The following is a 24,615-nucleotide window of genomic DNA, read 5'->3' on the forward strand; positions in this document are numbered from 1 at the left end:
CATGAATTCTTCTCAAAACTTTTTGGATGCGGCTCTCGAGCTCATCAAAAAAACTAGGCGTTCAAGGTCTTCAAGCCCAGAAGAATTGCGAATTTATCCGGGAGAAAATAATGACAAATTTAGAACAAGCGGATTAGCAAAAGGAGCAAATGCACTTGAAGCCTCAAGCAGTTCACTATTGAACAGAGAAATAATACCTTTACTAACCAATGCAAGCAAAGAAATTATCCCCGAAGCCACGTCATTTTCAATCCAGAAAATACCTTATGAACAAGCTAAGCAGACATTGCCGAGCAAAGAGTTTACCTTAAGCAGTAACTCAAATTCGATCGAGCCTCAAGGAGACCCAACTGATACTTATTATTACGTACAATGGGGCCTTGAAGATACAGAGTCTGGAAGCAATGCAAATGCAGCATGGGATCTTGGAATAACCGGCTCACTTTCAAACGTCATTGGGGTGATAGACACCGGAATAGACTACAAACACCCTGACCTATATTTAAACATTTGGCTCAATCCGGGCGAAACTCCAGGCGGAGTGATTGACATAAATAATGACGGATTAATTACCTTTCACGACCTCAATGACAGCCGCAACTCATCTTTTGCCTGGGATTTTGATCTAGAAGGAGAATATGGGCATGGCTATGTAGACGCAGGAGATCTTTTCAGGAATAGCATTTGGATGGATGGCATTGACAAAGAAAGCAACGGTTACACAGATGATTTAATCGGATGGGACTTTGCTAATAATGACTTTGACCCTTATGACGACAATTTTCATGGCACTCATGTTGCTGGAACAATTGGAGCGCTTTCAAACAATCAACAAGGAGTCGCTGGTGTCAACTGGGATATTCAATTAACACCTCTAAAATTTCTTAATGGGAATGGAAGCGGTTCTACTCAGGGAGCAATTGATTCCATAAACTATTTTAATGATGCTGCCAGTAGATACGATTCATTACTCACGAACAATGGTAATGCACGCTACTTAGCAACAAATAACTCTTGGGGCGGAGGGGGATACAACTCAGCTCTTGATGCATCGATACAGGAAGGAGCAGAACTCGGCATTATTTTTGTAGCATCTGCAGGCAATGACGCAAACAATAACGATCTAGTCGGATATTATCCTGCGAACTATCAGGCAATTCAAAACAATGTGGATCATGTTATTTCAGTTGCATCAATTGATGCAAGTGGAGCAGCTTCCTCATTCACCAACTATGGGACTGAGACTGTGGATATCGCAGCTCCTGGAGGGAGCATTGGCTCAACTTCCCCAAATAACAGATATGTGTATTCATCGGGGACTTCGATGGCAGCTCCACATGTATCAGGAGCGCTAGGACTTTTAGCAAGCAAAAATTCACAAGCCACAAGCTCAGAGCTAATCCAAGCTCTGTACTCTGGCGCGGATCAGGACAATAATTTACGCGATATATCAAAAGATGGCAAACGCTTAAATATAACTGGCTCACTAGATGTATTGCCTCAGAATAACACCATAGCTACGCCTACCCTCGCCATTGCTGCTGACTCACCAACACAAAATGAAGGTGATCAAAACAGCACTGCTTTCTCTTTCACCGTCACCAGAGAAGGTGATCTCTCCAATGACAGCTCCGTTCTCTGGTCTGTCATCAATGGCTCAACCACTGATAATGATTTCTTAAATGGCTCTCCTCCTTCCGGAGAGATCTTTTTTACGGATGGTAGTGCATCTCAAACCATCACAGTTAATGTCGCAGGAGATACACAAGTCGAAACGAATGAAACCTTCTCTGTGGTTCTTTCTTCGGCCAACAACGCAACCATTAATACTCCTTCTGCATCAGCAATCATCATTAACGATGATCAAGAGCCTGCGCCTACCCTCGCCATTGCCGCTGACTCACCAACACAAAATGAAGGTGATCAAAACAGCACTGCTTTCTCTTTCACCGTCACCAGAGAAGGTGATCTCTCCAATGACAGCTCCGTTCTCTGGTCTGTCATCAATGGCTCAACCACTGATAATGATTTCTTAAATGGCTCTCCTCCTTCCGGAGAGATCTTTTTTACGGATGGTAGTGCATCTCAAACCATCACAGTTAATGTCGCAGGAGATACACAAGTCGAAACGAATGAAACCTTCTCTGTGGTTCTTTCTTCGGCCAACAACGCAACCATTAATACTCCTTCTGCATCAGCAATCATCATTAACGATGATCAAGAGCCTGCGCCTACCCTCGCCATTGCCGCTGACTCACCAACACAAAATGAAGGTGATCAAAACAGCACTGCTTTCTCTTTCACCGTCACCAGAGAAGGTGATCTCTCCAATGACAGCTCCGTTCTCTGGTCTGTCATCAATGGCTCAACCACTGATAATGATTTCTTAAATGGCTCTCCTCCTTCCGGAGAGATCTTTTTTACGGATGGTAGTGCATCTCAAACCATCACAGTTAATGTCGCAGGAGATACACAAGTCGAAACGAATGAAACCTTCTCTGTGGTTCTTTCTTCGGCCAACAACGCAACCATTAATACTCCTTCTGCATCAGCAATCATCATTAACGATGATCAAGAGCCTGCGCCTACCCTCGCCATTGCCGCTGACTCACCAACACAAAATGAAGGTGATCAAAACAGCACTGCTTTCTCTTTCACCGTCACCAGAGAAGGTGATCTCTCCAATGACAGCTCCGTTCTCTGGTCTGTCATCAATGGCTCAACCACTGATAATGATTTCTTAAATGGCTCTCCTCCTTCCGGAGAGATCTTTTTTACGGATGGTAGTGCATCTCAAACCATCACAGTTAATGTCGCAGGAGATACACAAGTCGAAACGAATGAAACCTTCTCTGTGGTTCTTTCTTCGGCCAACAACGCAACCATTAATACTCCTTCTGCATCAGCAATCATCATTAACGATGATCAAGAGCCTGCGCCTACCCTCGCCATTGCTGCTGACTCACCAACACAAAATGAAGGTGATCAAAACAGCACTGCTTTCTCTTTCACCGTCACCAGAGAAGGTGATCTCTCCAATGACAGCTCCGTTCTCTGGTCTGTCATCAATGGCTCAACCACTGATAATGATTTCTTAAATGGCTCTCCTCCTTCCGGAGAGATCTTTTTTACGGATGGTAGTGCATCTCAAACCATCACAGTTAATGTCGCAGGAGATACACAAGTCGAAACGAATGAAACCTTCTCTGTGGTTCTTTCTTCGGCCAACAACGCAACCATTAATACTCCTTCTGCATCAGCAATCATCATTAACGATGATCAAGAGCCTGCGCCTACCCTCGCCATTGCCGCTGACTCACCAACACAAAATGAAGGTGATCAAAACAGCACTGCTTTCTCTTTCACCGTCACCAGAGAAGGTGATCTCTCCAATGACAGCTCCGTTCTCTGGTCTGTCATCAATGGCTCAACCACTGATAATGATTTCTTAAATGGCTCTCCTCCTTCCGGAGAGATCTTTTTTACGGATGGTAGTGCATCTCAAACCATCACAGTTAATGTCGCAGGAGATACACAAGTCGAAACGAATGAAACCTTCTCTGTGGTTCTTTCTTCGGCCAACAACGCAACCATTAATACTCCTTCTGCATCAGCAATCATCATTAACGATGATCAAGAAGATACTCCTGTTACCCCAAGTGAACAGATTATCTTCTCCGATGACTTTGAATCAGCAAACTTTGAGAACAACTGGCAACAAGACTCTCAAAACGATTGGCGACGACGTCAAAATGCAAGATCGATAGACAACTTCTCTGCTGAATTTGATGGTCGGGCCAATAACGCAACGCTTCAATTGCGTGAATCACTCGACATTTCTTCCTTTGACGACGTTCATATCAGTGTGCAATGGCTTATTGAAACCTCTTTTGACAATAATGAGTTCCTGGCCATTGACGTATCCATTGACAATGGATCGTGGCAAGAAATTGATCTATTATCAGGAGCCAGTGGAATTGGCGGAGACGAACAATCGGGAAATCCTTTTCAAGATGGTGTCTTTAAATTAAGTGACTCTCTTACTAATTTTGCTAACGCATCCACTTTAGACCTGAGATTTAGAGGCACGGCCAGCAGAGGAAATGAAGATGGTTATGTTGATAATGTCATAATTACAGGGTTGAATCAAAATGGGGTAAAGCCTGCGCCTACCCTCGCCATTGCCGCTGACTCACCAACACAAAATGAAGGTGATCAAAACAGCACTGCTTTCTCTTTCACCGTCACCAGAGAAGGTGATCTCTCCAATGACAGCTCCGTTCTCTGGTCTGTCATCAATGGCTCAACCACTGATAATGATTTCTTAAATGGCTCTCCTCCTTCCGGAGAGATCTTTTTTACGGATGGTAGTGCATCTCAAACCATCACAGTTAATGTCGCAGGAGATACACAAGTCGAAACGAATGAAACCTTCTCTGTGGTTCTTTCTTCGGCCAACAACGCAACCATTAATACTCCTTCTGCATCAGCAATCATCATTAACGATGATCAAGAAGATACTCCTGTTACCCCAAGTGAACAGATTATCTTCTCCGATGACTTTGAATCAGCAAACTTTGAGAACAACTGGCAACAAGACTCTCAAAACGATTGGCGACGACGTCAAAATGCAAGATCGATAGACAACTTCTCTGCTGAATTTGATGGTCAGGCCAATAACGCAACGCTTCAATTGCGTGAATCACTCGACATTTCTTCCTTTGACGACGTTCATATCAGTGTGCAATGGCTTATTGAAACCTCTTTTGACAATAATGAGTTCCTGGCCATTGACGTATCCATTGACAATGGATCGTGGCAAGAAATTGATCTATTATCAGGAGCCAGTGGAATTGGCGGAGACGAACAATCGGGAAATCCTTTTCAAGATGGTGTCTTTAAATTAAGTGACTCTCTTACTAATTTTGCTAACGCATCCACTTTAGACCTGAGATTTAGAGGCACGGCCAGCAGAGGAAATGAAGATGGTTATGTTGATAATGTCATAATTACAGGGTTGAATCAAAATTCTGAGTCAAGCTTTGCATCTATCCATCAATTCAACTCTTCTTATTCTCTAACAGATTTTGGATTACTCCCTGACCCAATTAGTTGAAGCTCAGAGCTCCTAAACTCGATTTTATTTTTTAGCCAAGTCCAAGACTCTGAACCAAGAAACATTACTTTTTGATCCTGCCGTTCCAGAACCCGGCGCCCTGCGCACCGTGCTGGCATTCCCCAGCACCTACACCGTGGGCATCACGAGCCTTGGCTACCAACTCGTATGGGCCAGTCTGGCCATGCGATCCGATCTGGATGTCAGGCGACTGTTCACTGATCAAGGGGATCCACCACACCGTCGCTGCGATCTCTTTGGCCTATCTCTGAGCTGGGAACTCGATGGACCTGTTCTGTTGGATCTCCTGGAACAACAAAGGATTCCCCTCTGGAGCCATGAGCGGGGTGATCAGGATCCAATCGTGTTCGGTGGTGGTCCCGTTCTGACCGCCAACCCCGAACCGCTGGCCCCATTTTTTGACGTTGTGCTCCTCGGAGATGGAGAGGAGTTGCTGCCCGCCTTCATCGATGCCCTGCTTCAGGTGCGGGAGGAACCCCGTCACAAGCGCCTTCATCATTTGGCGCAGATTCCTGGCATCTACGTACCCGATCTCCATACTCCGCAATTCAGTGCCGAAGGTGCCCTTCTCGGCATACAACCCAGAGAGGCAGATCTACCAGAGCGCATCGCGAAGCAAACCTGGAGGGGCAACAGCCTGAGCCACTCCACTGTGATCACCCCTGAAGCCGCGTGGCCAGACATCCACATGGTGGAGGTGGTGCGCAGCTGCCCAGAACTGTGTCGCTTCTGCTTAGCGAGTTATCTCACCTTGCCCTTCCGAACCCCATCTCTTGATGACGGACTGATTCCTGCAGTCGAGAAAGGACTGAAGGCAACCCGTCGTCTCGGCTTGCTGGGTGCCTCCGTGACCCAACATCCCCAATTCAACGACTTACTGCAGTGGCTGGATCAAGACCGCTTTGATGACTTACGCGTAAGTGTCAGCTCCGTGCGAGCTGCCACCGTGACTCCTCAATTAGCTGGAACCTTGAGTCGCCGCGGTAGCAAGTCGGTCACGATCGCCATCGAGAGCGGTAGTGATCGGATGAGACGCGTCGTGAATAAGAAACTCAACCGAGAGGAAATCAGCGCTGCGGCCCGGTATGCAAAAGAGGGAGGACTCAAAAGCCTCAAGCTCTACGGAATGGTGGGACTTCCCACAGAGCAGGACGACGACATCGAGGCAACCGCCGATCTACTTCTGGACCTCAAGAAACAGACCCCAGGGCTGCGCTTCACCTTGGGCGTGAGCACCTTCGTTCCCAAAGCCCACACACCATTTCAGTGGCAAGGGGTCAGGCCAGAAGCTGACAAACGCCTCAAACGACTCGCCAAACGACTGAAACCGAAGGGTGTGGAACTACGACCTGAGAGCTATGGCTGGAGCGTGATCCAGGCCCTGCTCTCTCGCAGTGACCGTCGACTAGCGCCCGTCATCGCAGCTGTGAGGGGCTCCCAGGAGAGTCTTGGCGGCTGGAAAAAGGCCTATCGCGCCGCACGCGCAGAAGAATTACCACCCGCCAGCTCCGCCGGAGTGCTTTTACCCCGCCCCCCAGCCTGGGAGGAGGTCGTCCATCACACCTGGGCCGATCACCACATTCTTCCCTGGTGTCATCTTGATGGTCCCCTGCCCAGCGACACGCTTCTCAAGCATCAACACCAAGCGCTGAGTCCAGAGAACGCTCCTGACCAGGCCTGAGCAAACAGCGCAATCCCGCTAACAAAATCCAGCCAGCGATATTCACGCGGCTATCAAAAAACGGCAAATCGCTGCCGTGCAGCACCATCAAGGTCAGCACTGCTGCCCACCAGGCGCGATCAAACAATCGTGATAGCCCGCGACGGAGCGCCACAATCAACAAGGCCAGCACCAGCGCCACCACCAGCGCCGCTACTGGCAATCCATGGGCAATGGCCAGTTCAAGCGGAAGGTTGTGAGCATGGCCATGCCATTTCCCTGTTCTCAGCGGATAGATCACCGAAAAAGCCGCTGCCCCCCATCCCAGCCAGGGCCTCTCAACAATCAACTGAACCGCCACACCCCACTGACTCAGACGCGTGGAGGCAAGAACCCGCTCACCAGCGTGCTGACTATCGCTGAGCCGGCCCCAGATCCCCTCTGGCACAAGCGACCGTGCGGGGGCCTGAAGCAACAACGGCACCCCGGGAACAACAGACACAAACAACAAGCCAAGGCCAACAACCAACAGCGGAACAAGCCAAGGCCAGCTAGGAGGACCCAACACAATCGGAAGCGCAAGCACCAATGCGCCCCAGCCATTCCGTGATTCCGTGAGCACAAGGGCCGTCACAAAAGCAACCACCAGGCCCAGAACAACACTCCTCCGCAGCCTGCTCAAACCAGGTTGAATCAGAGTTGCCAACGCCAACGGCCAAACCAGTGCCAACCAGGCGGCAGCGATATTGGCGTAATCAAACAACCCTGACAGACGACCCTCTGGTTCACCACCAGGGGTCATGAACCAAATAATCAATCCACCCAAAGCTTGCCAGGGACCTTGCCAGCCCCACCACAGTTGTCCCAAACCCGTCAACACCACTGGGAAGCTACCCGCTACCAACCAAAGCGCTGAGCGACGGCGTGCATCAGCCGAGCTGACGTAGGGCTGAAAGCCCCAAAACGCCCAAAAGAAAGGCAACCAGTTCCCCATGCCCACCCAGGCGAGAGATCCGGAATAGGAGCTAAAGCATCCAATCACCATCAACAACGACGCCAAAAACAAGGGCGCGTTCCAGGGGTCACGCCAAAACGGACGCTCACTCCTCCAACTGCCCATCAGCAGAGAGGGAAACAACAACAAGCTGGCCAGTAACGCCGAAGAGGGCAGTAAGAACAAGCCAATCTGGAAACATCGCCAACCCCAGCGCGACGCTTCAAGAGGGCGGGACGCGTCGATTTGCTGGATCACGCGCCTCGGGACCAACGTCATACCAACGCCCTCATGCGAAGACCGCAGTTCGGCCGCGATACACCATGACCTGTCGGCACAGATGCAACCGCAGAGCCCGGGCCAAGGCCAACCGCTCCGTGTCTCGACCCTTGCGGATCAAATCCTCCACCTCATCACGGTGACTCACAGAAAGGGTGGCCTGCTCAATGATCGGTCCATCATCCAATTGTTCGGTGACGTAATGCGCCGTAGCACCAATCAACTTCACCCCCCGATCCCAGGCGCGGTGATACGGCTGAGCGCCTTTAAACGCCGGCAAAAACGAATGATGGATATTGATCACCTGGGGGAAGCGCTCTAAAAATTCGCCACTCAGCACCTGCATGTATTTCGCCAACACAGCGAGCTCAATACCCTGATCTTCAAGGAGATCAAGAATGGAGGCTTCAGCGTCCCGCTTAGTTGCTGAAGTAACCGGTACGTGAACAAATCGCCCACCAAAGTCACCACAGAGTGGTTCCAAATCGGGATGATTGGAGATCACTAAAGCAACCTCCATCGGCAATTCACCACTGCGAGATCGCCAGAGCAAATCCAGTAAACAGTGGCTCTGCTTACTCACAAAGATCGCAACACGGGGCAACTCATCGGAGAAATGAAGCTGTGCCTCACCACCGAGCCGCTCTGCGAGGGCACGAACCGCTGGCTCAATCGCATGCCGAGGCAATCCAAAGCCATCAAGCTCCCACTCAATCCGACTTAAAAACAACCCTGCACCCGAGTCGGTGTGGTGGTCAGCGTGACGAATATTGCCGCCATTGGCCGCCACCCATCCAGCCAGCTCACTCACCAGTCCTGACCGATCAGGACAGATCAGTTGAAGGATGACCGTTGACTCGTTCACGCTCTGCAGAAATTCACAAGTTCATTCTCTCTTGACAGTCCGCGCTCTGGGATCGAGAGCACGCAGGTAAAATCGCGGCCTCACTTACCTCCCTTTCCCCATGCTGAGCGCCCTACGTCGCCTCGCTGCGTTCTGCCTCTGCGTGTGCCTCTGCTTCGGCCTTGCGGCTTGCAGCGGTAATGGCAATGCCAAGCCCGCAACGATTAGCCCTGAAGACATGGCTGTGATCCGCAGGCAGGCTGAGGGATTCACGCAAGCCCAGGAACGCCTCCCAGACCTGGCCGCCCTCGTCAATCAGCGCGATTGGACCTTCACCCGCAATCTGATTCACGGACCCATGCAAGAGGTCGGTCGCGAGATGTTGTACATCAATCAACGTCTCCTTCCAAGCGACCGCGCCGAAGCCAACAAACTGGCGGCAAAGCTCAAAGAAGCTCTCGCTGATGTGGATGAGGCCGCCCGTCTCCAAAACGGAACACGCTTGCAAAAGTCCTACACATCCGTTGCAACGGGTTTTGCTAATTACGCTCGCGTCATTCCCGCCGAAGCTTTGAGCTGATTACTTCGATTGCCGTGATTGGTGCTGGTGCCGTTGGCGCCGGCACGGCTTGGCATCTAGCCCGTCAAGGACACAACGTCACGTTGATCGATCCGTCATTAGACGCGGCGATACAGCGCAGCAACAGCCGTGGCCAAGCCCTCAATGGCACGACTGCATCGCTTGGTGTCTTGATGGGCAATGTGTTTCGTCGATCCAGCGGACGTGCATGGCGTTTGCGTCAACGCAGCATGGAACTCTGGCCTCAATGGGTGGAGAGGCTGAACCATCCCGATACCCCCCTAGAGCTCGATTCTCCGCTGATCCAAATGGCTTCTAGCCCTGCGGAAAAAGAACGCATGCAGAACCTGGCCAATCAACGGCGCGAGCTTGGACTCGAAAGCTTCAGCTCAGCGAACACAGAGACCCATCAGACGTTCGAACCAATTCCTTGGCCCAATCCCGGGCATGGAGGATTGCGTTCCCAAAATGACGGCCGTATTGATCCCCTGGCCCTGCAACGGGCGCTTCGCCGCAGCCTCAAAGCGGAAAAAGTGGATCTCTTACCAGCTCGCGTGACGACACTCCATCGACCGGGTCACGGCGACGGAGACCTCTGGAACCTGGAACTGGATACAGGACACAACATCCACTGCGACTTTGTTGTGATCTGCACAGCCTTGGCCAGTGCACTGTTGCTGCAACCTCTAGGGCACGAGTTTCCGATGGAAGCAGTCTTAGGCCAGGTGCTGGATCTTCAAGTGTCGGTCTCTGCCAAGGCCTGGGATCACTGGCCAGCAGTGCTGATCTGCAACGGAGTCAATTTGATTCGTCATGGAAGTAACAGGCTTTGGCTTGGCGCAACCCTGGAACCAGGTACGGAGCCTTCCGCTGAGGAGTCTTCGATCATGCAGCGATTGGATGGCTTGGCACCGAACTGGCTGCAACAGGCCAAGGTCGTTGATCAATGGCATGGCCTCAGGGCTAGACCCTCTGGGCGGCCAGCTCCATTGCTTGAAGTGTTGGAGCCAGGCTTAATTCTGGCTAGTGGTCATTATCGAAACGGGGTTCTTTTGACACCTGCTACGGTAGACTGGGTTGGTCAGCAAATCATGACTACTACACCGATTGAAGCCTCCTGACCTTGTCGTAACTCGATTTTTATTGGTTTTTGACACCTCAGATGTAGAGATGACATGCAAGTAAATCGCTCACTCGACCTCATGCGTCGCCGTTTCTTGAACCGCTCCAGCACTGCACTGATCGGCGTTGTAGCCGCTTGCAGTCTTACTGCCTGCTCGTCGAGCGATCAGGAAACTGGCAAACAACAAGGCCGTCTATCAGCTGCAGGGGCATCGTTTCCAGCTGCGATTTACCAGCGCTGGTTCCAGGATCTGGCGCCACAAGGAATCCAGGTCAATTACCAATCCGTTGGATCAGGTGCAGGAGTCCGTCAATTCACTGCAGGCACCATTGATTTCGGGGCTTCTGACAAGCCAATGCAAGCCGAGGCCATTGCCAAAGTGAGTCGCGGCGTCGTCCAAGTTCCGATGACAGCGGGCGCCATTGCGGTGGCTTACCACAATCCCGACTGTGAATTGAAGCTCACTCAAGAGCAATTAGCTGGAATCTTTTTAGGCAACATTCGTGATTACAGCGCATTGGGCTGCCAAGCCAAAGCAATCAAGGTGGTGCATCGCTCTGATGGCTCTGGCACCACTTACAACTTCACCAAGCACCTCTCTGCCATCAGTCCAAAATGGAGCAGCGATGTAGGCGCCAATAAATCCGTGCAATGGCCCACAGGTGTGGGTGCCAAAGGCAACGAGGGTGTAGCCGCACAACTCACCCAGATTGATGGCGGAATTGGCTATGTCGAGCTGGCTTATGTGAAAGGGGATCTACAGGCGGCGGCTATTCAAAATGGCTCCGGACAAAAGGTGGTTCCAACGAATGCCACAGCGAGTCGTGCCCTTGGTTCGATCGACCTCGGACCCGATCTCATCGGTAGCAATGCCAACCCAATGCACGGTTATCCCATCGTGACCTTCTCTTGGGTGCTTGCCTACGCCAACGGCAACGGAAGCAACACGGCTGTACTCAAATCAACATTCGATTACATGTTGTCTGAGGAATCACAAGCGAAAGCACCCGAGCTGGGCTATATCTCCCTTCCCCCAGAGGTGATTGTTCAAGCAAAGGCAGCAGCCAACACGATCAAGGAATAACAGCAATCAACAGAATGAAGACACAAAAAAGGGGGACTAAAGCCCCCTTTTTTATATGCTTAATGAATCAAAAACCAAGACTTCAATTACTTGGAGGAAGTGAATTCAATTTGCTCGAAAACAGTAGGTCAATAAAATCAACGATAGTAAGGAGTTTGAGCATCACAGTCACAACCTGGCAACAGGCATAACTGACTTACAATCAACTTACAATCTGATGAGATGAATTCTGGTGAGTCGTTTTGACCAGAAATCTTTGATGCATATCTGCAAATCCCATCGAACTCATCAGACAAAAAAAGGAAGGCCTCCCACAACCTCCCTAATAACGACGCATCCCCGTTCTCAGGGACATAAGCATTTTTACCCATCAGGTGGAACCCTTTTGTAAGGACGGGCACCTTTCAAGGTTCTGCATCAGCACCCCAGACGGCAGGAACCTTCTGCCAACCATTCCGAAGCAGATCCCTCCACATACCCTCTGCCTGCTCCCTACGAAGGTGCTTACGGATCTTTAGAAGAGCAGGAGAACCATCAGGCATTGCACCAATACAACCAACAAATAAATTTTAGCAGAATTGACATTTATACTTACTTGTTCGCGATCACTTAAATGAGCACAAAAATCCACTAGTTCTTGCGAGATTAGGAATTCAATTGCATTTCGAACGAATTTGAAGTTTGAGTTCACATATTAATATTCATGTTAGAATAATTAGACAATCTTCAAAAAATACCTCATTAGTCGTGATCAGCGAAAAATCCCTAGAAGTAAAAAAAACAAGATATCGACCAGAGATTGATGGTCTAAGAGCATTTGCAGTGGTTGCGGTCATCATCAATCATTTCAATAAAGACGTACTGCCAGGAGGATATCTTGGTGTTGATATTTTCTTTGTGATATCTGGATATGTCATCACATCATCTTTGTTCGGAAGACCAAGCAAAGATTTCAAGGATTTCATCAGTGGGTTCTATGAGCGGAGGATCAAGCGACTAGTTCCTGCACTCTCTGTTTTTATACTGATCACAAGCATTGCGATCTGCTTATTCAATCCATCGCCAGGGACATCACTGAAGACAGGAATAACGTCATTATTCGGACTATCAAATCTCTACCTATTTAAGAATTCGACGGATTACTTTGCTCAGTCAACAGAACTCAATGTCTTCACGCACACATGGTCTCTTGGGGTTGAAGAGCAGTTCTACATATTGTTTCCTTTCCTGATTTGGTTTTCAGGATTTGGACGACAAACCAAGAATGGTGCTCGCAACCTTTTTTTAATAGTTGGGATATTGACGATTGCATCTCTGATTGGATTTCTTTATCTGTATCCAACGAACCAACCAGCAGCATATTTCTTGATGCCATCAAGGTTTTGGGAGATGGCAGCAGGTTGTCTGATCTTTATTGGATTTCAGAAGCGAGCATCAGTTGAACAATTGCTAGAGAAAGTGCCACCTCTCCTGGTGGTGGCACTGATTGTGGGTGTGATGTTTCTTCCGATGTCGATGGCAGCAGTATCCACCATTGCAGTGGTGGTGCTGTCTTCCATCCTCATCGCCTCCTTGAAGAAACAGACAGCAGCATTCAAGGTCTTTACTAATCCCCAGGTCGTCAATATCGGTCTGATCTCCTACTCGCTGTATCTATGGCACTGGGGGGTGCTCTCGATCAGTCGTCGGACTATTGGCATCCACTGGTGGTCAGTTCCCTTCCAGGTCGCCCTGATGCTTGGTCTAGCGATTGCTTCTTACCGATGGATCGAGACACCACTTCGCAAGGGCAACTGGTTTGGGAAGCGATGGAAGACCTTGGCAGTTGGCGGAGGAGTGTTGGTTGCTCTTTCTGGAGGTCTGATTGCTCTTTACAAACCACTGAAAGGCAAGTTCTACACAGGAAACCCTAATTACAATAGATTTGGCGGGAAAGTTGTTATCAACAATATTACGTTAAACGATGAATGTACACCAAGAGAAGTCGTAGATGGTCTCAAACCAGAGTGCATTAATCTGCACTCAAAACCCAGCGGACGCATTCATTTGCTTGGGGATAGTCATATGCAGCATTACCTTCCCATGTTTGAACGCTTATCAGAAGAATATGGTTGGAGTTATTACTTCTATGGAAGGTCAGGATTCCCTGTAGGAAAGAGATACTTAAAAGGGAAGCAAGGAAAACTAGTGGACGATGCCGACATGAAATATGCTATTAATAAGGTTATAGAAAGATTAGATTCTGGGGATATATTCATAATTTCGGAAAGAAATGAACGGAACTTCTCGCCTTATATGTTTGATCTTGGTGCTGGATATGTAAAATTTGTGGATGAAAATGGAGATTCTGTGCCCAAGAGAGAAGCACTTAAAAACTATAAAGAATACTTAATACGATTAGCGGGAAAAATAAATTCTCGGGGGGCAGTTATGATTTTGTTTCAACCTACGCCTTCGTTTAAGGGTATTGTAAATGGCGTGGATGCTATTTGTTCTGAGTGGTATGGAAAATATAACAATCATTGCTCTTATTCCATGGGGAGTATTGACAGACGCGAATGGGTAGATCACGTATCTGTTATCAAAAGGATGCATGAGCAAGTTGCAAATATTTATGGCAACACGCTGACATTCGATCCGTTTACTTACTTATGTCCCCCAAATATGGACAAATGCCCAAGGAAGATGAACGGCAAGATGCTTTATTTTGATGATGATCACTTAAGCGACTACTCATCAGAATACATCTATTCCAACTTTGCATCTTTCCTGAGAAGCAAGGGATTACTGAGAAGGAGTGATTAATGTTTCACAAATGCAAGGTTGGTCTCGTGGACCTTTGCTGAGTATCTGTGATCGATGCAACGAGACATCTGGAACATCGCATACTGCGAGTAGAGATGATTGAAGAAGGTAACGATGGTCAACTCTTGCCTCACAGTGTCTTTTCTTTTACATGCCTTCAATCGAATATCAACAAAATCAGCAATTTCAGCATCTGAAATATCGTTGACTTTCTTTGACTCACCAAAATAATGAATGAATGCATTACTGAGATACATCAACTGCTTTTTATACCAGTCATTTCCAATCATTCCTCTTTGCAATTCTTTCTTGATTTCCTCCTCATATTTGACAAATGCATCACCTAATGAACTTGTAAAAACTTTTTCTGCTCTTGCAACTTTAACTTGCAGTTCTTTGTATTTGGATTTTGCTCTTTCTATTGCATCAAAATGAGATTTGGTCTTCAAACTTTGGGAGAAATGTTTTTTTCATTTGCAACCAAACTCTCATATACCAATTAGGTGAGTTGGGTCGTTTGTAGACCACCAATTCACCTTCAAAGAGTTCTGTCTTGTCTTGAACCCAAGTCGAACCACCCATTTTTCAATCCACTTACAACCGAGTTCAGTGGGAGCAAGTGAATTCTACCCCCCCCCAGATTGTAAGTTTCAATCTGCACCTATTCTCAATAGGCAATAAAAAGTCCCCCACCTTGAGCGAGGGACTTGAGTTTGACGAAATACGAATGCTTCTCTTATTGAGAAAAATTAGATTTCATCGTGTTACTTGGTTTCAGTAAATTCAGCATCGATAACATCATCTCCAGCATTGCTAGATCCATCCCCGGAGTTGCCAGCTGCTGCACCCTCTTCACCAGAAGCTGCTGCTTCTGCACCAGCCTGTTGGTAAACAGAAGCACCAACCGTATAAAGCTCCTGCTGTAGCTCCTCAAGGAGAGACTTCATCGACTCAAAGTCTTCTTTTTCAGTGGCTTCCTTGAGCTTGGTGGACTTCTCTTCAACCTTGGACTTGGCCTCGGCATCAACTTTGTCGCCAAGTTCAGCCAGTTGCTTTTCGGCCTGATACACGAGGGTTTCAGCCTGATTCTTCAGGTCGATCTTCTCCCGCTTCTCCTTATCAGCGCTGGCATTGCTCTCAGCATCCTTCACCATCTTCTCCACTTCATTGTCAGAGAGGGTGGAGGCTCCGGTGATCGAAATCGACTGCTCTTTGCCGCTGCCCTTGTCCTTGGCTGTGACACTCAAAATGCCATTGGCATCAATGTCAAACGTGACTTCGATCTGAGGAACGCCACGAGGGGCGGATGGGATGCCATCCAGACGGAAGGTACCGAGACTCTTGTTATCGGAAGCCATCTCGCGCTCACCCTGGAGCACGTGAATTTCAACGTTGGTTTGACCATCCACAGCAGTGGAGTAGGTCTCTGATTTTTTGGTTGGGACGGTGGTGTTCCTCGTGATCATTTTCGTCATCACCCCACCCAGCGTCTCGACGCCTAGGGATAGGGGTGTGACATCCAGCAACAGGATGTCCTTGACTTCACCAGCCAACACACCGCCTTGGATGGCGGCTCCGATCGCCACCACCTCATCAGGGTTCACGGTTTGGTTGGGGTCCTTTCCGGTGGTGCGCTTCACGAGCTCGAGCACAGCCGGGATCCGAGTGGAACCACCCACCATCACAATCTCGTCAAGCTCACTCGATGAAAGCTTGGCGTCTTTCAGAGCCTGCTCAACCGGGATGCGGCAACGATCGATCAACGTGGAAGCCAGCTCTTCAAACTTGCCGCGCGTGAGGGTGAGATCGAGATGCTTAGGTCCTTCCGGGGTCGCCGTAATAAAGGGCAGATTGATTTCGCTCTGAGTCGCGCTCGAAAGCTCAATTTTCGCCTTCTCAGCGGCTTCGGTGAGACGCTGCAAAGCCTGCTTGTCCTGACGAAGATCGATTCCTTCGTTGGATTTGAAGCTTTCGGCCAGGTGATCAACAATCACCTTGTCGAAATCATCACCACCTAGGTGCGTATCTCCCGAAGTGGAGAGCACTTCAAACACTCCATCTCCCACTTCCAGCACAGACACGTCAAAGGTGCCGCCTCCAAGGTCGAACACGAGGATGCGTTCGTTGCTCTTTTTATCGAGGCCGTAGGCCAACGCTGCAGCTGTGGGCTCGTTGATGATTCGCAGCACTTCAAGGCCGGCGATCTTTCCGGCGTCTTTTGTGGCCTGGCGCTGAGAATCGTTGAAGTAAGCGGGAACGGTAATGACCGCTTGGGTCACGGTTTCACCGAGGTACTTACCAGCATCTTCAGCCAGTTTGCGCAGCACCTGAGCGCTCACCTCTTCAGGAGCGAACTGCTTATCGAGAACGGGGCACTTGACCTTCACATTGGAGCCGGCCTTTTCAACGCCGTAGCTCACCTCTTTCGATTCCTCGTTGACCTCATCAACGCGGCGACCAATGAAGCGCTTAACGGAATAAAACGTGTTGTCGGTGTTCATCACCGCTTGGCGCTTTGCGATCTGACCGACCAGCTGATCCTGATTTTTTGTGTAGGCCACCACCGATGGAGTGGTGCGGAAGCCCTCAGCATTGGCGATCACGGTGGGCTTGCCGCCCTCCATCACCGAGACACAACTGTTGGTGGTACCTAAATCAATGCCGACAACCTTGCCCATCAGTGCCCTCCTATCCCTCGAAAAAAGTGTGACTAGAACATGTGCATCTTCGGCAGAGACATCACCAAGAGGCGAGGTGTGGTTCCCGAACAGCCCGAACGGCAGGCTGGTCACGGCCTGTCAAACAAAGGAATGATCAGCGGAACCACGGCACTGGTCGCACTGTTGGGACAACCAGTCAGTCACTCACTCTCACCGGCCATGCAAAACGCAGCCCTGAAGGCGATGGGGCTCGACTGGAGCTTCCTGGCACTGCCCTGCAGCGCTGATGATCTCGCCAACGTGCTTAAAGGACTGGAGGCCGTGGGATGCCGTGGGCTCAACGTCACGATCCCCCATAAGCAGGCCGTCTCCCAGCTCTGTAACGAACTCAGTCCGCTGGCTCAACGGCTCGGGGCCATTAACACCATGACTCCATTGCCCAGTGGTGGCTGGCACGGGCACAACACTGATGTAGAGGGCTTTTTGGCCCCGCTCCTTCACAACAACGCCAACTGGAGCGGAACACGAACTGTGGTGGTGGGTTGTGGCGGCAGCGCCCGAGCAGTTGTAGCGGGATTGCAGGACTTAAACCCAAGCGAAATCACAATCGTGGGGCGTCGGGATAAAACACTCCAACCGTTTTGCAGCGATCTTCAGCAAGGAAGACCAGCCAACAGTGTCCAGTTACAACCTCTTTTAGACAACGACCCACAACTTCAAACCCGAATTCAGCAAGCGGATCTGGTGGTCAACACCACCCCCATTGGCATGAGCAGTCATCAGCCTGATCAAGGCCCCGTTCTGCCACTCGGCGAGGACATCTGGAACAACCTCACCGCTCACACTGTGCTCTACGACTTGATCTACACACCACGACCCACGCCATGGCTGCAGCGCGGGGAAGCGTTGGGCTGCCGCACCTATGACGGCTTGGAGATGCTTGTGCAGCAAGGGGCCGCCGCTCTCCGGTGTTGGAGCGGCATGGATGAGGTTCCAGTAGACGCAATGCGGGAAGCAGCACTCAAAAACCTGAGCCATCCCTAAGCGCGACCTAGCCTTAAAGCATTCACCAGCTTCAACCTGTGCCCATCCCCATCTGGCAGCGCCTGCTTGGTTTGTTGGTTTACGTCTTGCCATGGAGCGATGCCATTCCTATTGGCCAACATCTGCTCATTCAGTTCCCTGTGTTGCAGTGGCTGACCCTTCCGGCCTTGCCTCTGTTCATTTTGGAACGGGGAATTCCTTTCGGTCTTGGAAACCTTCTGGTGTTTTTCTTGCTGTTCTTAGCGGTGGTGAGGAATCCAAACGTTCCTTACTTCATTCGCTTCAACACCTTGCAAGCGCTATTGGTTGACATCGTGGTTGTACTGCTCGGTTATGCCTTCACCATCCTGTTACCCATCGGTGGCGGACTGATGATGCGCACGCTCTCCAGCACTGTGGTGGTGGGTGTTCTGGCTGTTGTGATCTTTGCTGTGATCGAGTGCTCTAGAGGTCGAGAGCCCGACCTGCCTGGCTTGAGTCAGGCGGTTCGGATGCAGTTGTACTGATCCCCATAACTCCAGGCGATATGGTGGTAGATCCGTCGCTCATTCACTGAGCCTTCAGTCCCCGTCGGATCTGTCTCCATGACCCAACAGCCTTACTACGAGACCATGTACATCCTCCGTCCGGACATCCCGGAAGAGGAAGTTGAGTCTCACGTAACCAAGTACCGCGACATATTGACTGAGGCGGGTGCCGAGGTTCTCGACAATCAAATGCGCGGTAAGCGTCGCCTGGCCTATCCAATCGCCAAGCACAAGGAAGGCATCTATGTGCAGCTGAGCCATAACGGTGATGGCCAACAAGTGGGCGTCATCGAAAAAGCAATGCGCCTCAGTGAAGATGTGATTCGCTATCTCACCGTGAAGCAAGAAGGCCCGTTGCCTGCTCCTCGCGTCGCGCCTGGAACAGAAGCACCTGCCGAACCTGAAGCGGCTGCTCCTGCCTGACGGCCATTGTGCAAGCCATGGACGAGCGATAACGTCCGCCCATGGCGCATCAGGACTCAAACTATTGCTCACCTCCCCCGGTCTGGAAAGCCGCTCGACCGCCGAGTGGTGACGTCGAAGCACTCAGAGCCAGGGTGTATGAACTCGAAGAGCAGGTCAGGGATTACGAAACGCTATTAAGCGAGCTGCCCGAACTGTTTGAACGCAAATTCCAACAAAGATTGGAACCGCTTTTGGAGCGTTATCGGTTGTTGGCTCAGGCTCAGCAACTAAAGGCTGCACCCCCCGAAGCCGAGATTGTCCCTCTGCCCTTACGCGCCGATCGACAAGGGCAGCAGCGCCACAACATCGCAGCCTGATCTCAACGCCGATGCTTGGCGGCCCACAAGCGTGTGGGCAGGCCCCAGACGTAGATAAAGCCTTCCGCAGCACGATGATCGAACTTGTCTTCGCTGCCGTATGAGGCCATCTCGGGAATGTACAAGCTGTTGTCTGTAGAAGCTCTCCCAGTCACCGTGGCATTGCCCTTGTGAAGTTTCAGGCGCACAACCCCATTCACATGAATCTGAGTGCGATCCATGAAGCCATCAAGAGCCTCTTTGAGAGGACCAAACCAGAGGCCTTGATAGACGAGATCTGCCCATTGCATCTCGAGCTGGCGCTTGGTCCGCAATACATCGGCGGCGAGAGTGAGACTCTCCAACTCCTGATGCGCCTGAATCAACAGTAGTAATCCAGGCGTTTCGTAAATTTCCCTGCTTTTAATTCCCACCACACGGTTCTCGATCATGTCGAGACGACCAATGCCATGGGTGCCTGCCAAGAGGTTGGCTTCCCGGATCAGCGACACGGGCTCGAGCCTTTTGCCATTGATTGCTACAGGATTACCACCTTCAAACTGGATCTCGATCTCCTCGGCATCGTTCGGGGTTTGGTCCACGGAACGGGTCATCGCAAAGACCTCTTCCGGTGGCGCCACCATCGGGTCTTCCAGGGGACCAGCTTCAATGCTGCGCCCGAGCAGATTGAGATCGATTGAATAAGGGGATTTTTTGCTCACGGGTGATGGCATGCCAAACCGCTCGCCATAGGCAATCGTTTCCTCCCGGCTCATGCCCCATTCACGCGCTGGCGTTAAAACCTTTAAGTCGGGCGCAAGCGATGCAATCGCCACATCAAAACGCACCTGATCGTTTCCCTTGCCGGTGCAGCCATGGGCCACAGCATCAGCTCCTACCTCTCGTGCCACCTCAACGAGACGACGAGCGATCAAAGGGCGCGCCAAGGCCGTTGAGAGGGGATAGCGACCCTCATAAAGAGCATTCGCGCGAATCGCAGGAAAGGCGAATTCCTCGATGAATGGCTTAATCAGGTCACCAACCAAAGATTGAGTCGCTCCCGCCTCGAGCGCTTTGAGTCGTATCGGCTCAAGTTCATCGCCCTGACCGAGATCAGCGGCGAAGGTGATCACCTCCTCCACACCCCATTCCTGCTTGAGGTAAGGGATGCAGACGCTGGTGTCCACCCCACCGGAATAGGCGAGAACGACCTTGGTTGCGCGTCCCATCAGGTGGACTCCTGCTCTGAATCAGATTGCACTGATTCTCCACTCCCGCCGGCCCGCTGGACCGATTGGGGAGTCACACGAGCTAGCCAAAACAGCCAAATCGCCATGAAAAAGGCAGGAACAAACAACAGTGCAAGCACTGGAAACGTGGACACCACCAGCGGATCTGGATGTAAGCGCCCCCACTTCCAAAGACCAAAACTCAGTAACAACGCCCCGCCCCACACAGAGAGGAGCAGCCACACCTTGGCCAAGAGACATCCTCAAGACTGCACTGAACTATGATGATCGATTACGGAACTGGACAGTGTCGTCTGAGTTGAGCGCCCTCGACAACATCAATCCAGCTCTAACGCGTTACGGGCGAAAAGAACCCGCACCGGTGTTGCCCCTGCGCGAAGAGCCCGATTTACTGAGCTGGCTGGAAACAAGCGGTCGCCTTGTGGAAGACGAAGAATCCAGCACAGCTGAGGTGAGCACGGTAGAAGAAGAAGAACTCTCTGCGCTCATGGGCGAGAAAGAGGATTACAACGCTGCAGATGAGCAAACAGAAGAGAATTGGGAAGATTGATTTAAGGTCCCTGCCCTAAGCCGTTGAAGGAACGGGACGTGAACGACGCACAAGAGACTCCTCCACCCCTAGAGGGGAAAGTCTCTGCCGGTGTGCTTGCCGTTGTTGTGTATGCAGCAGCATTTGCATCAGACCGCTGGATCCCCAACAGCCTCCTAAGCCTCCCCTTGCTGATTGCGACGCTGATCGCAGCAATTGTGACCTGGTGGGGTGTACCAAAGCTGCGTGGCTTAAAGCTCGGGCAAGTGATCCGAGAAGAGGGGCCCCAGGCCCATCTCACAAAATCAGGAACACCCACAATGGGCGGACTCCTGGTGGTGCCGGTCGGCGTGATCGTGGGCGGCCTCATCAGTTGGAGCGGTCAAGCCGCTGAACAACTTTTAGCTGTGGCGTTCATCACACTCGCTTACATGGTGGTAGGTGGAATTGACGATTGGCGCAGTCTCACCAAACACACCAACACCGGTTTAACGCCACGCGGCAAATTACTTCTTCAAGCCTTAGCCGCCGTGATCTTTCTGATCTGGGCAGGAATGCGCGGTTGGATCAGTGGTGATGTGGCCTTGCCGTTTGACATCAATCTTCCCTTGAACTGGCTGATTTGGCCTCTTGCAGTGTTTGTGTTTTTAGCCGAAAGCAACGCCACAAACCTCACCGATGGCCTCGATGGTCTGGCCGCCGGTTGCGGTGCCTTGGTGTTCACGGGAATGGCACTCCAACTCACACTGCGCGGAAACAGCGGAGATCCAAGCCTTGCTGGGTTCTGCATGGCCATGGCGGGCTGCTGGATTGGTTTTCTTGTGCACAACCGAAATCCAGCCAAAGTGTTTATGGGCGACACCGGCTCTCTAGCCATGGGAGGTGCTCTCACTGCTGTAGCCCTGTTAACAAACAGCCTTTGGCCCTTGCTGATCATGGGTGGAATATTCCTAGCGGAATCTCTCTCCGTGATCATTCAAGTGTGGGTTTTCAAAGCAACCAAAGGCGCTGATGGCATTGGACGCCGTGTTTTCCGAATGTCACCCCTGCACCATCACTTTGAGTTGGGCGGCACACCAGAGCAGCTGGTAGTTCCGGGATTCTGGCTAGCAACAGTATTCTTAGTATTAATTGGAATCTTCTTTAAACCTAATTGAAATAACCTAATCAAAGTCATTGGCTAGAAACAATCAGGAAATTTATACTTGGGCATTGCCCATAAAATTGTATTCGTATCAGAATACACATAAACTATGTTATTAGATTCAACGCATTTATGCCAATATCAAAATCGTCCCTGATGCAGCTCATCCTTTATTAAGGATTTTCTAAGGAAATGAGCGGCACGCTCTATTGAAAAACCAAGAATACTCTCTAGGATAATTTTCTATGTAATTCATAATCTGTAATTTCAGCGATCATGAAACTAATTAGTAATTCAATTTATGTTGGATCTTCCTTTTTAATGGCATCCAGTCTGGCTATAAAGCCTGCTTTGTCAGATCAATATTTTCAGTCTGTTAAAACGGATGCAGGTAAAACCTATTGCATTGGAATTGAGAGAGGATTTCTTGATTGGCCTGGTCCTCAATTTAGTGATGGAGGAAATCAGGGCAAATGGTCACTTGATGATCAAGATTGGTATGTTGGTTACCAGACTTCAAAACGTGGAGCATTAGCAAAAGAATTATCAAATAAAAGCGGTTTTCTTTACGCATTCGGTACAAATGTAGATAATAATATTGAGTGGAGGAACAGTGGGTTCAGGCAACAGACTTATTACAGCAATAGCAATAATAGCGAACCGGGCTTAAAAAATGTCGGAAACTTTGCCAAAGCATTTGATTCAGAACAATGCGAATCACCTGATCCAATCCTTCCAATCAATCCGGGCGACATTACTGTTCCCCTTGATCCCGCCAATCCTGACAACGAAGTTCAACCTTCACAACCAACCCTTATTGATTACTTAAGTGGCATAGATCGAGAAACACGACTTCGAAATCTCGGCAGAGCTGTCAATGCTCTCGTGATTCCACGCAACGTTACAGCCAGTGGTTTAGCTACTCAAGCATATGTAAATGATCTTTCTGACACAATCTTAGAACGATTACCATCCCGCCAACTCAAGACTGAATTATCTGAAGTAAATTCGCAAAACCAAGACAGCAATCAAGAATTTGAAATAGGAGGAAAAAAATACTTTGAAAGTTCGGACCTTCAAAGCTCGTTTTTAGAGTCTGCGGGTACACGAGGCTGGGTACGAGGTTTTGGAGGAAGTAACTCACCTTCCAAAACAGGCGGCCTCACAAGAAATAATATTGAATACCCTGACGTATACAACAACTTTTATTCCACACATGGAGGCTTTGTTGTTGGCATCGATACATCCATCACAGAGAATATTCAATTAGGCTTTTTTGGTAACTACGGTAATATTTCTCTTCAGCAGTTTTCAGGGGATTACACAGGTGGTGGCTCATGGAATCCTGAGGGCTGGGGTGGTGGAATCTCGGCTTCTTATTGGACGGAAAGCTTTTACATTCAAGGACTTTTTGGTGCAACATCATTTTCCGGAACAAACATACGTGAAGTAAAGATTCCACGTATTATCAATGAAAATTATCGTGCCACTAAAAATACAACTTCTTATATGGGTGCCTTAAGGATAGGAGCACCTCTAACATCTGGTAGAACAATTATTGAACCACAATTTACAGCAATTTGGAATGGCATTCAAAACTCCGAATTTACTGAATCAGGTCGTTTTGACAGCCTAGCCCTAAAAACTAATTCTTATTACGAGCAATTTCTCCAGACTGCATTAGGCGCCAAACTTTCATGGCCGATTCCCCAAAAGAATGGCAACTTATTCACACCTACAGTTCGTGTTGCATGGCTTGCTGATTGGAACACTGGGAATGGAGATATTTCTTTTGAACTTGCTAATGCCAAAAATTCTGTTAAAGCAAAAATTCCATCAAACCAAACAAACGAGAATGGTGTCTTATTAGAAGGGGGAATTGATTATGCAATCTTTAATGGTCCAACTTCAGGGTGGAAACTATATTTCAAAGGGGGTGCGAAAATTTGGGCAAATAGATCAACAGATTGGCGTACCAGCGGAGGCCTTACGTTTCAATTCTAAAACATAAATACTAAAGTGATTTGATAACTTTCGACAGCATAGGCAGATGATCAAAAATGTGATACTTCAAATCTTTAACTAATTAGACATCCTTACATCGAATTAATGTTGACACGCTAAAAGACGATATCAAATTAAAATATTTGATTTGATATTGCCATCATATCTAATTCAACTCTAAGGTCATTAA

Annotated in this window: 20 protein-coding genes; 13 read left to right on the forward strand and 7 right to left on the reverse strand. The window is 49.5% G+C overall.

The features are described from left to right. Position 1: 1 nt before the first annotated feature. A complete protein-coding gene (locus SYNC_RS13615; protein ID WP_011620801.1) occupies positions 2 to 5,116 on the forward strand; it encodes a Calx-beta domain-containing protein in 5,115 nt (1,704 codons plus the stop codon). Between the two features lie 109 nt (positions 5,117 to 5,225). Further along, on the forward strand, positions 5,226 to 6,818 hold the full coding sequence (locus SYNC_RS13350) for a radical SAM protein (RefSeq protein WP_011620802.1): 1,593 nt from the start codon (positions 5,226 to 5,228) through the stop codon (positions 6,816 to 6,818). Here the strand turns inward: SYNC_RS13350 and SYNC_RS13355 are convergent. Together SYNC_RS13355 and purU are read right to left on the reverse strand one after the other, a co-directional pair. Continuing rightward, complete coding sequence (locus SYNC_RS13355) at positions 6,766 to 8,070, reverse strand: O-antigen ligase (RefSeq protein ID WP_011620803.1); 1,305 nt, start codon at positions 8,068 to 8,070, stop codon at positions 6,766 to 6,768. The genes SYNC_RS13350 and SYNC_RS13355 overlap by 53 nt on opposite strands. Positions 8,071 to 8,080: 10 nt before the next feature. Next, positions 8,081 to 8,935 (reverse strand): formyltetrahydrofolate deformylase, encoded by an 855-nt coding sequence (gene purU, locus SYNC_RS13360; RefSeq protein WP_011620804.1) that lies wholly within the window; start codon positions 8,933 to 8,935, stop codon positions 8,081 to 8,083. Positions 8,936 to 9,035: 100 nt separating this feature from the next. Here purU and psbQ point away from each other — a divergent pair, with 100 nt between their 5' ends. The 3 genes from psbQ to pstS all read left to right on the forward strand — a co-directional run bounded on the left by psbQ (position 9,036) and on the right by pstS (position 11,701). Then, complete coding sequence (psbQ, locus tag SYNC_RS13365; RefSeq protein ID WP_011620805.1) at positions 9,036 to 9,494, forward strand: photosystem II protein PsbQ; 459 nt, start codon at positions 9,036 to 9,038, stop codon at positions 9,492 to 9,494. A 14-nt stretch (positions 9,495 to 9,508) separates the two neighbouring features. Next, positions 9,509 to 10,615, forward strand: a complete 1,107-nt coding sequence (locus SYNC_RS13370; RefSeq protein WP_011620806.1) for an FAD-binding oxidoreductase — start codon at positions 9,509 to 9,511, stop codon at positions 10,613 to 10,615. A gap of 81 nt (positions 10,616 to 10,696) precedes the next feature. Beyond that, positions 10,697 to 11,701, forward strand: coding sequence for a phosphate ABC transporter substrate-binding protein PstS (pstS, locus tag SYNC_RS13375; RefSeq protein ID WP_041427160.1), 1,005 nt, complete (start codon positions 10,697 to 10,699; stop codon positions 11,699 to 11,701). 404 nt (positions 11,702 to 12,105) lie between these two features. Here pstS and SYNC_RS15210 read toward each other — a convergent pair whose 3' ends face one another. After that, a complete protein-coding gene (locus tag SYNC_RS15210) occupies positions 12,106 to 12,243 on the reverse strand; it encodes a DUF1651 domain-containing protein (protein WP_083756082.1) in 138 nt (45 codons plus the stop codon). Positions 12,244 to 12,448: 205 nt separating this feature from the next. Here SYNC_RS15210 and SYNC_RS13380 point away from each other — a divergent pair, with 205 nt between their 5' ends. After that, positions 12,449 to 14,506 (forward strand): acyltransferase family protein, encoded by a 2,058-nt coding sequence (locus tag SYNC_RS13380; RefSeq protein ID WP_148201927.1) that lies wholly within the window; start codon positions 12,449 to 12,451, stop codon positions 14,504 to 14,506. Here the strand turns inward: SYNC_RS13380 and SYNC_RS13385 are convergent. Further along, complete coding sequence (locus SYNC_RS13385) at positions 14,503 to 14,955, reverse strand: hypothetical protein (protein ID WP_011620809.1); 453 nt, start codon at positions 14,953 to 14,955, stop codon at positions 14,503 to 14,505. The genes SYNC_RS13380 and SYNC_RS13385 overlap by 4 nt on opposite strands. A gap of 315 nt (positions 14,956 to 15,270) precedes the next feature. Next, a complete protein-coding gene (dnaK, locus tag SYNC_RS13390; protein ID WP_011620810.1) occupies positions 15,271 to 17,184 on the reverse strand; it encodes a molecular chaperone DnaK in 1,914 nt (637 codons plus the stop codon). A 132-nt stretch (positions 17,185 to 17,316) separates the two neighbouring features. Here dnaK and SYNC_RS13395 point away from each other — a divergent pair, with 132 nt between their 5' ends. The 4 genes from SYNC_RS13395 to SYNC_RS13410 all read left to right on the forward strand — a co-directional run bounded on the left by SYNC_RS13395 (position 17,317) and on the right by SYNC_RS13410 (position 19,519). Further along, the gene (locus SYNC_RS13395; RefSeq protein WP_011620811.1) at positions 17,317 to 18,210 is read left to right on the forward strand and encodes a shikimate dehydrogenase; all 894 of its coding nucleotides are present in this window, start codon (positions 17,317 to 17,319) and stop codon (positions 18,208 to 18,210) included. A gap of 38 nt (positions 18,211 to 18,248) precedes the next feature. Continuing rightward, positions 18,249 to 18,716 (forward strand): Tic20 family protein, encoded by a 468-nt coding sequence (locus SYNC_RS13400; protein ID WP_011620812.1) that lies wholly within the window; start codon positions 18,249 to 18,251, stop codon positions 18,714 to 18,716. Between the two features lie 78 nt (positions 18,717 to 18,794). Next, positions 18,795 to 19,160 (forward strand): 30S ribosomal protein S6, encoded by a 366-nt coding sequence (gene rpsF / locus SYNC_RS13405; RefSeq protein WP_011620813.1) that lies wholly within the window; start codon positions 18,795 to 18,797, stop codon positions 19,158 to 19,160. A gap of 41 nt (positions 19,161 to 19,201) precedes the next feature. Beyond that, positions 19,202 to 19,519 carry a hypothetical protein gene (locus SYNC_RS13410; protein WP_011620814.1) on the forward strand — a complete coding sequence of 106 codons (318 nt, stop codon included), beginning with the start codon at positions 19,202 to 19,204 and terminating at the stop codon, positions 19,517 to 19,519. A 2-nt stretch (positions 19,520 to 19,521) separates the two neighbouring features. Here the strand turns inward: SYNC_RS13410 and SYNC_RS13415 are convergent, their stop codons facing one another. Together SYNC_RS13415 and SYNC_RS13420 are read right to left on the reverse strand one after the other, a co-directional pair. Next, positions 19,522 to 20,727: an argininosuccinate synthase gene (locus tag SYNC_RS13415; protein ID WP_011620815.1), complete on the reverse strand. Its 1,206-nt coding sequence runs from the start codon at positions 20,725 to 20,727 to the stop codon at positions 19,522 to 19,524. After that, positions 20,727 to 20,972: a hypothetical protein gene (locus SYNC_RS13420; protein WP_237699318.1), complete on the reverse strand. Its 246-nt coding sequence runs from the start codon at positions 20,970 to 20,972 to the stop codon at positions 20,727 to 20,729. The genes SYNC_RS13415 and SYNC_RS13420 overlap by 1 nt, the downstream gene beginning before the upstream one ends. Positions 20,973 to 21,034: 62 nt before the next feature. On the opposite strand from SYNC_RS13420, the gene SYNC_RS13425 reads away from it, so the two are divergent. From SYNC_RS13425 to SYNC_RS13435, 3 genes are all read left to right on the forward strand, one after another. Then, positions 21,035 to 21,298 carry a DUF3134 domain-containing protein gene (locus tag SYNC_RS13425; protein ID WP_006854943.1) on the forward strand — a complete coding sequence of 88 codons (264 nt, stop codon included), beginning with the start codon at positions 21,035 to 21,037 and terminating at the stop codon, positions 21,296 to 21,298. A 23-nt stretch (positions 21,299 to 21,321) separates the two neighbouring features. Further along, a complete protein-coding gene (mraY, locus tag SYNC_RS13430; protein ID WP_011620817.1) occupies positions 21,322 to 22,434 on the forward strand; it encodes a phospho-N-acetylmuramoyl-pentapeptide-transferase in 1,113 nt (370 codons plus the stop codon). A gap of 308 nt (positions 22,435 to 22,742) precedes the next feature. Next, the gene (locus SYNC_RS13435; RefSeq protein WP_041426812.1) at positions 22,743 to 24,425 is read left to right on the forward strand and encodes an autotransporter outer membrane beta-barrel domain-containing protein; all 1,683 of its coding nucleotides are present in this window, start codon (positions 22,743 to 22,745) and stop codon (positions 24,423 to 24,425) included. The last annotated feature ends 190 nt before the right edge of the window (positions 24,426 to 24,615 follow it).

This window comes from Synechococcus sp. CC9311 (assembly GCF_000014585.1).
In the GTDB taxonomy this organism is placed as follows: Bacteria; Cyanobacteriota; Cyanobacteriia; order PCC-6307; family Cyanobiaceae; genus Synechococcus_C.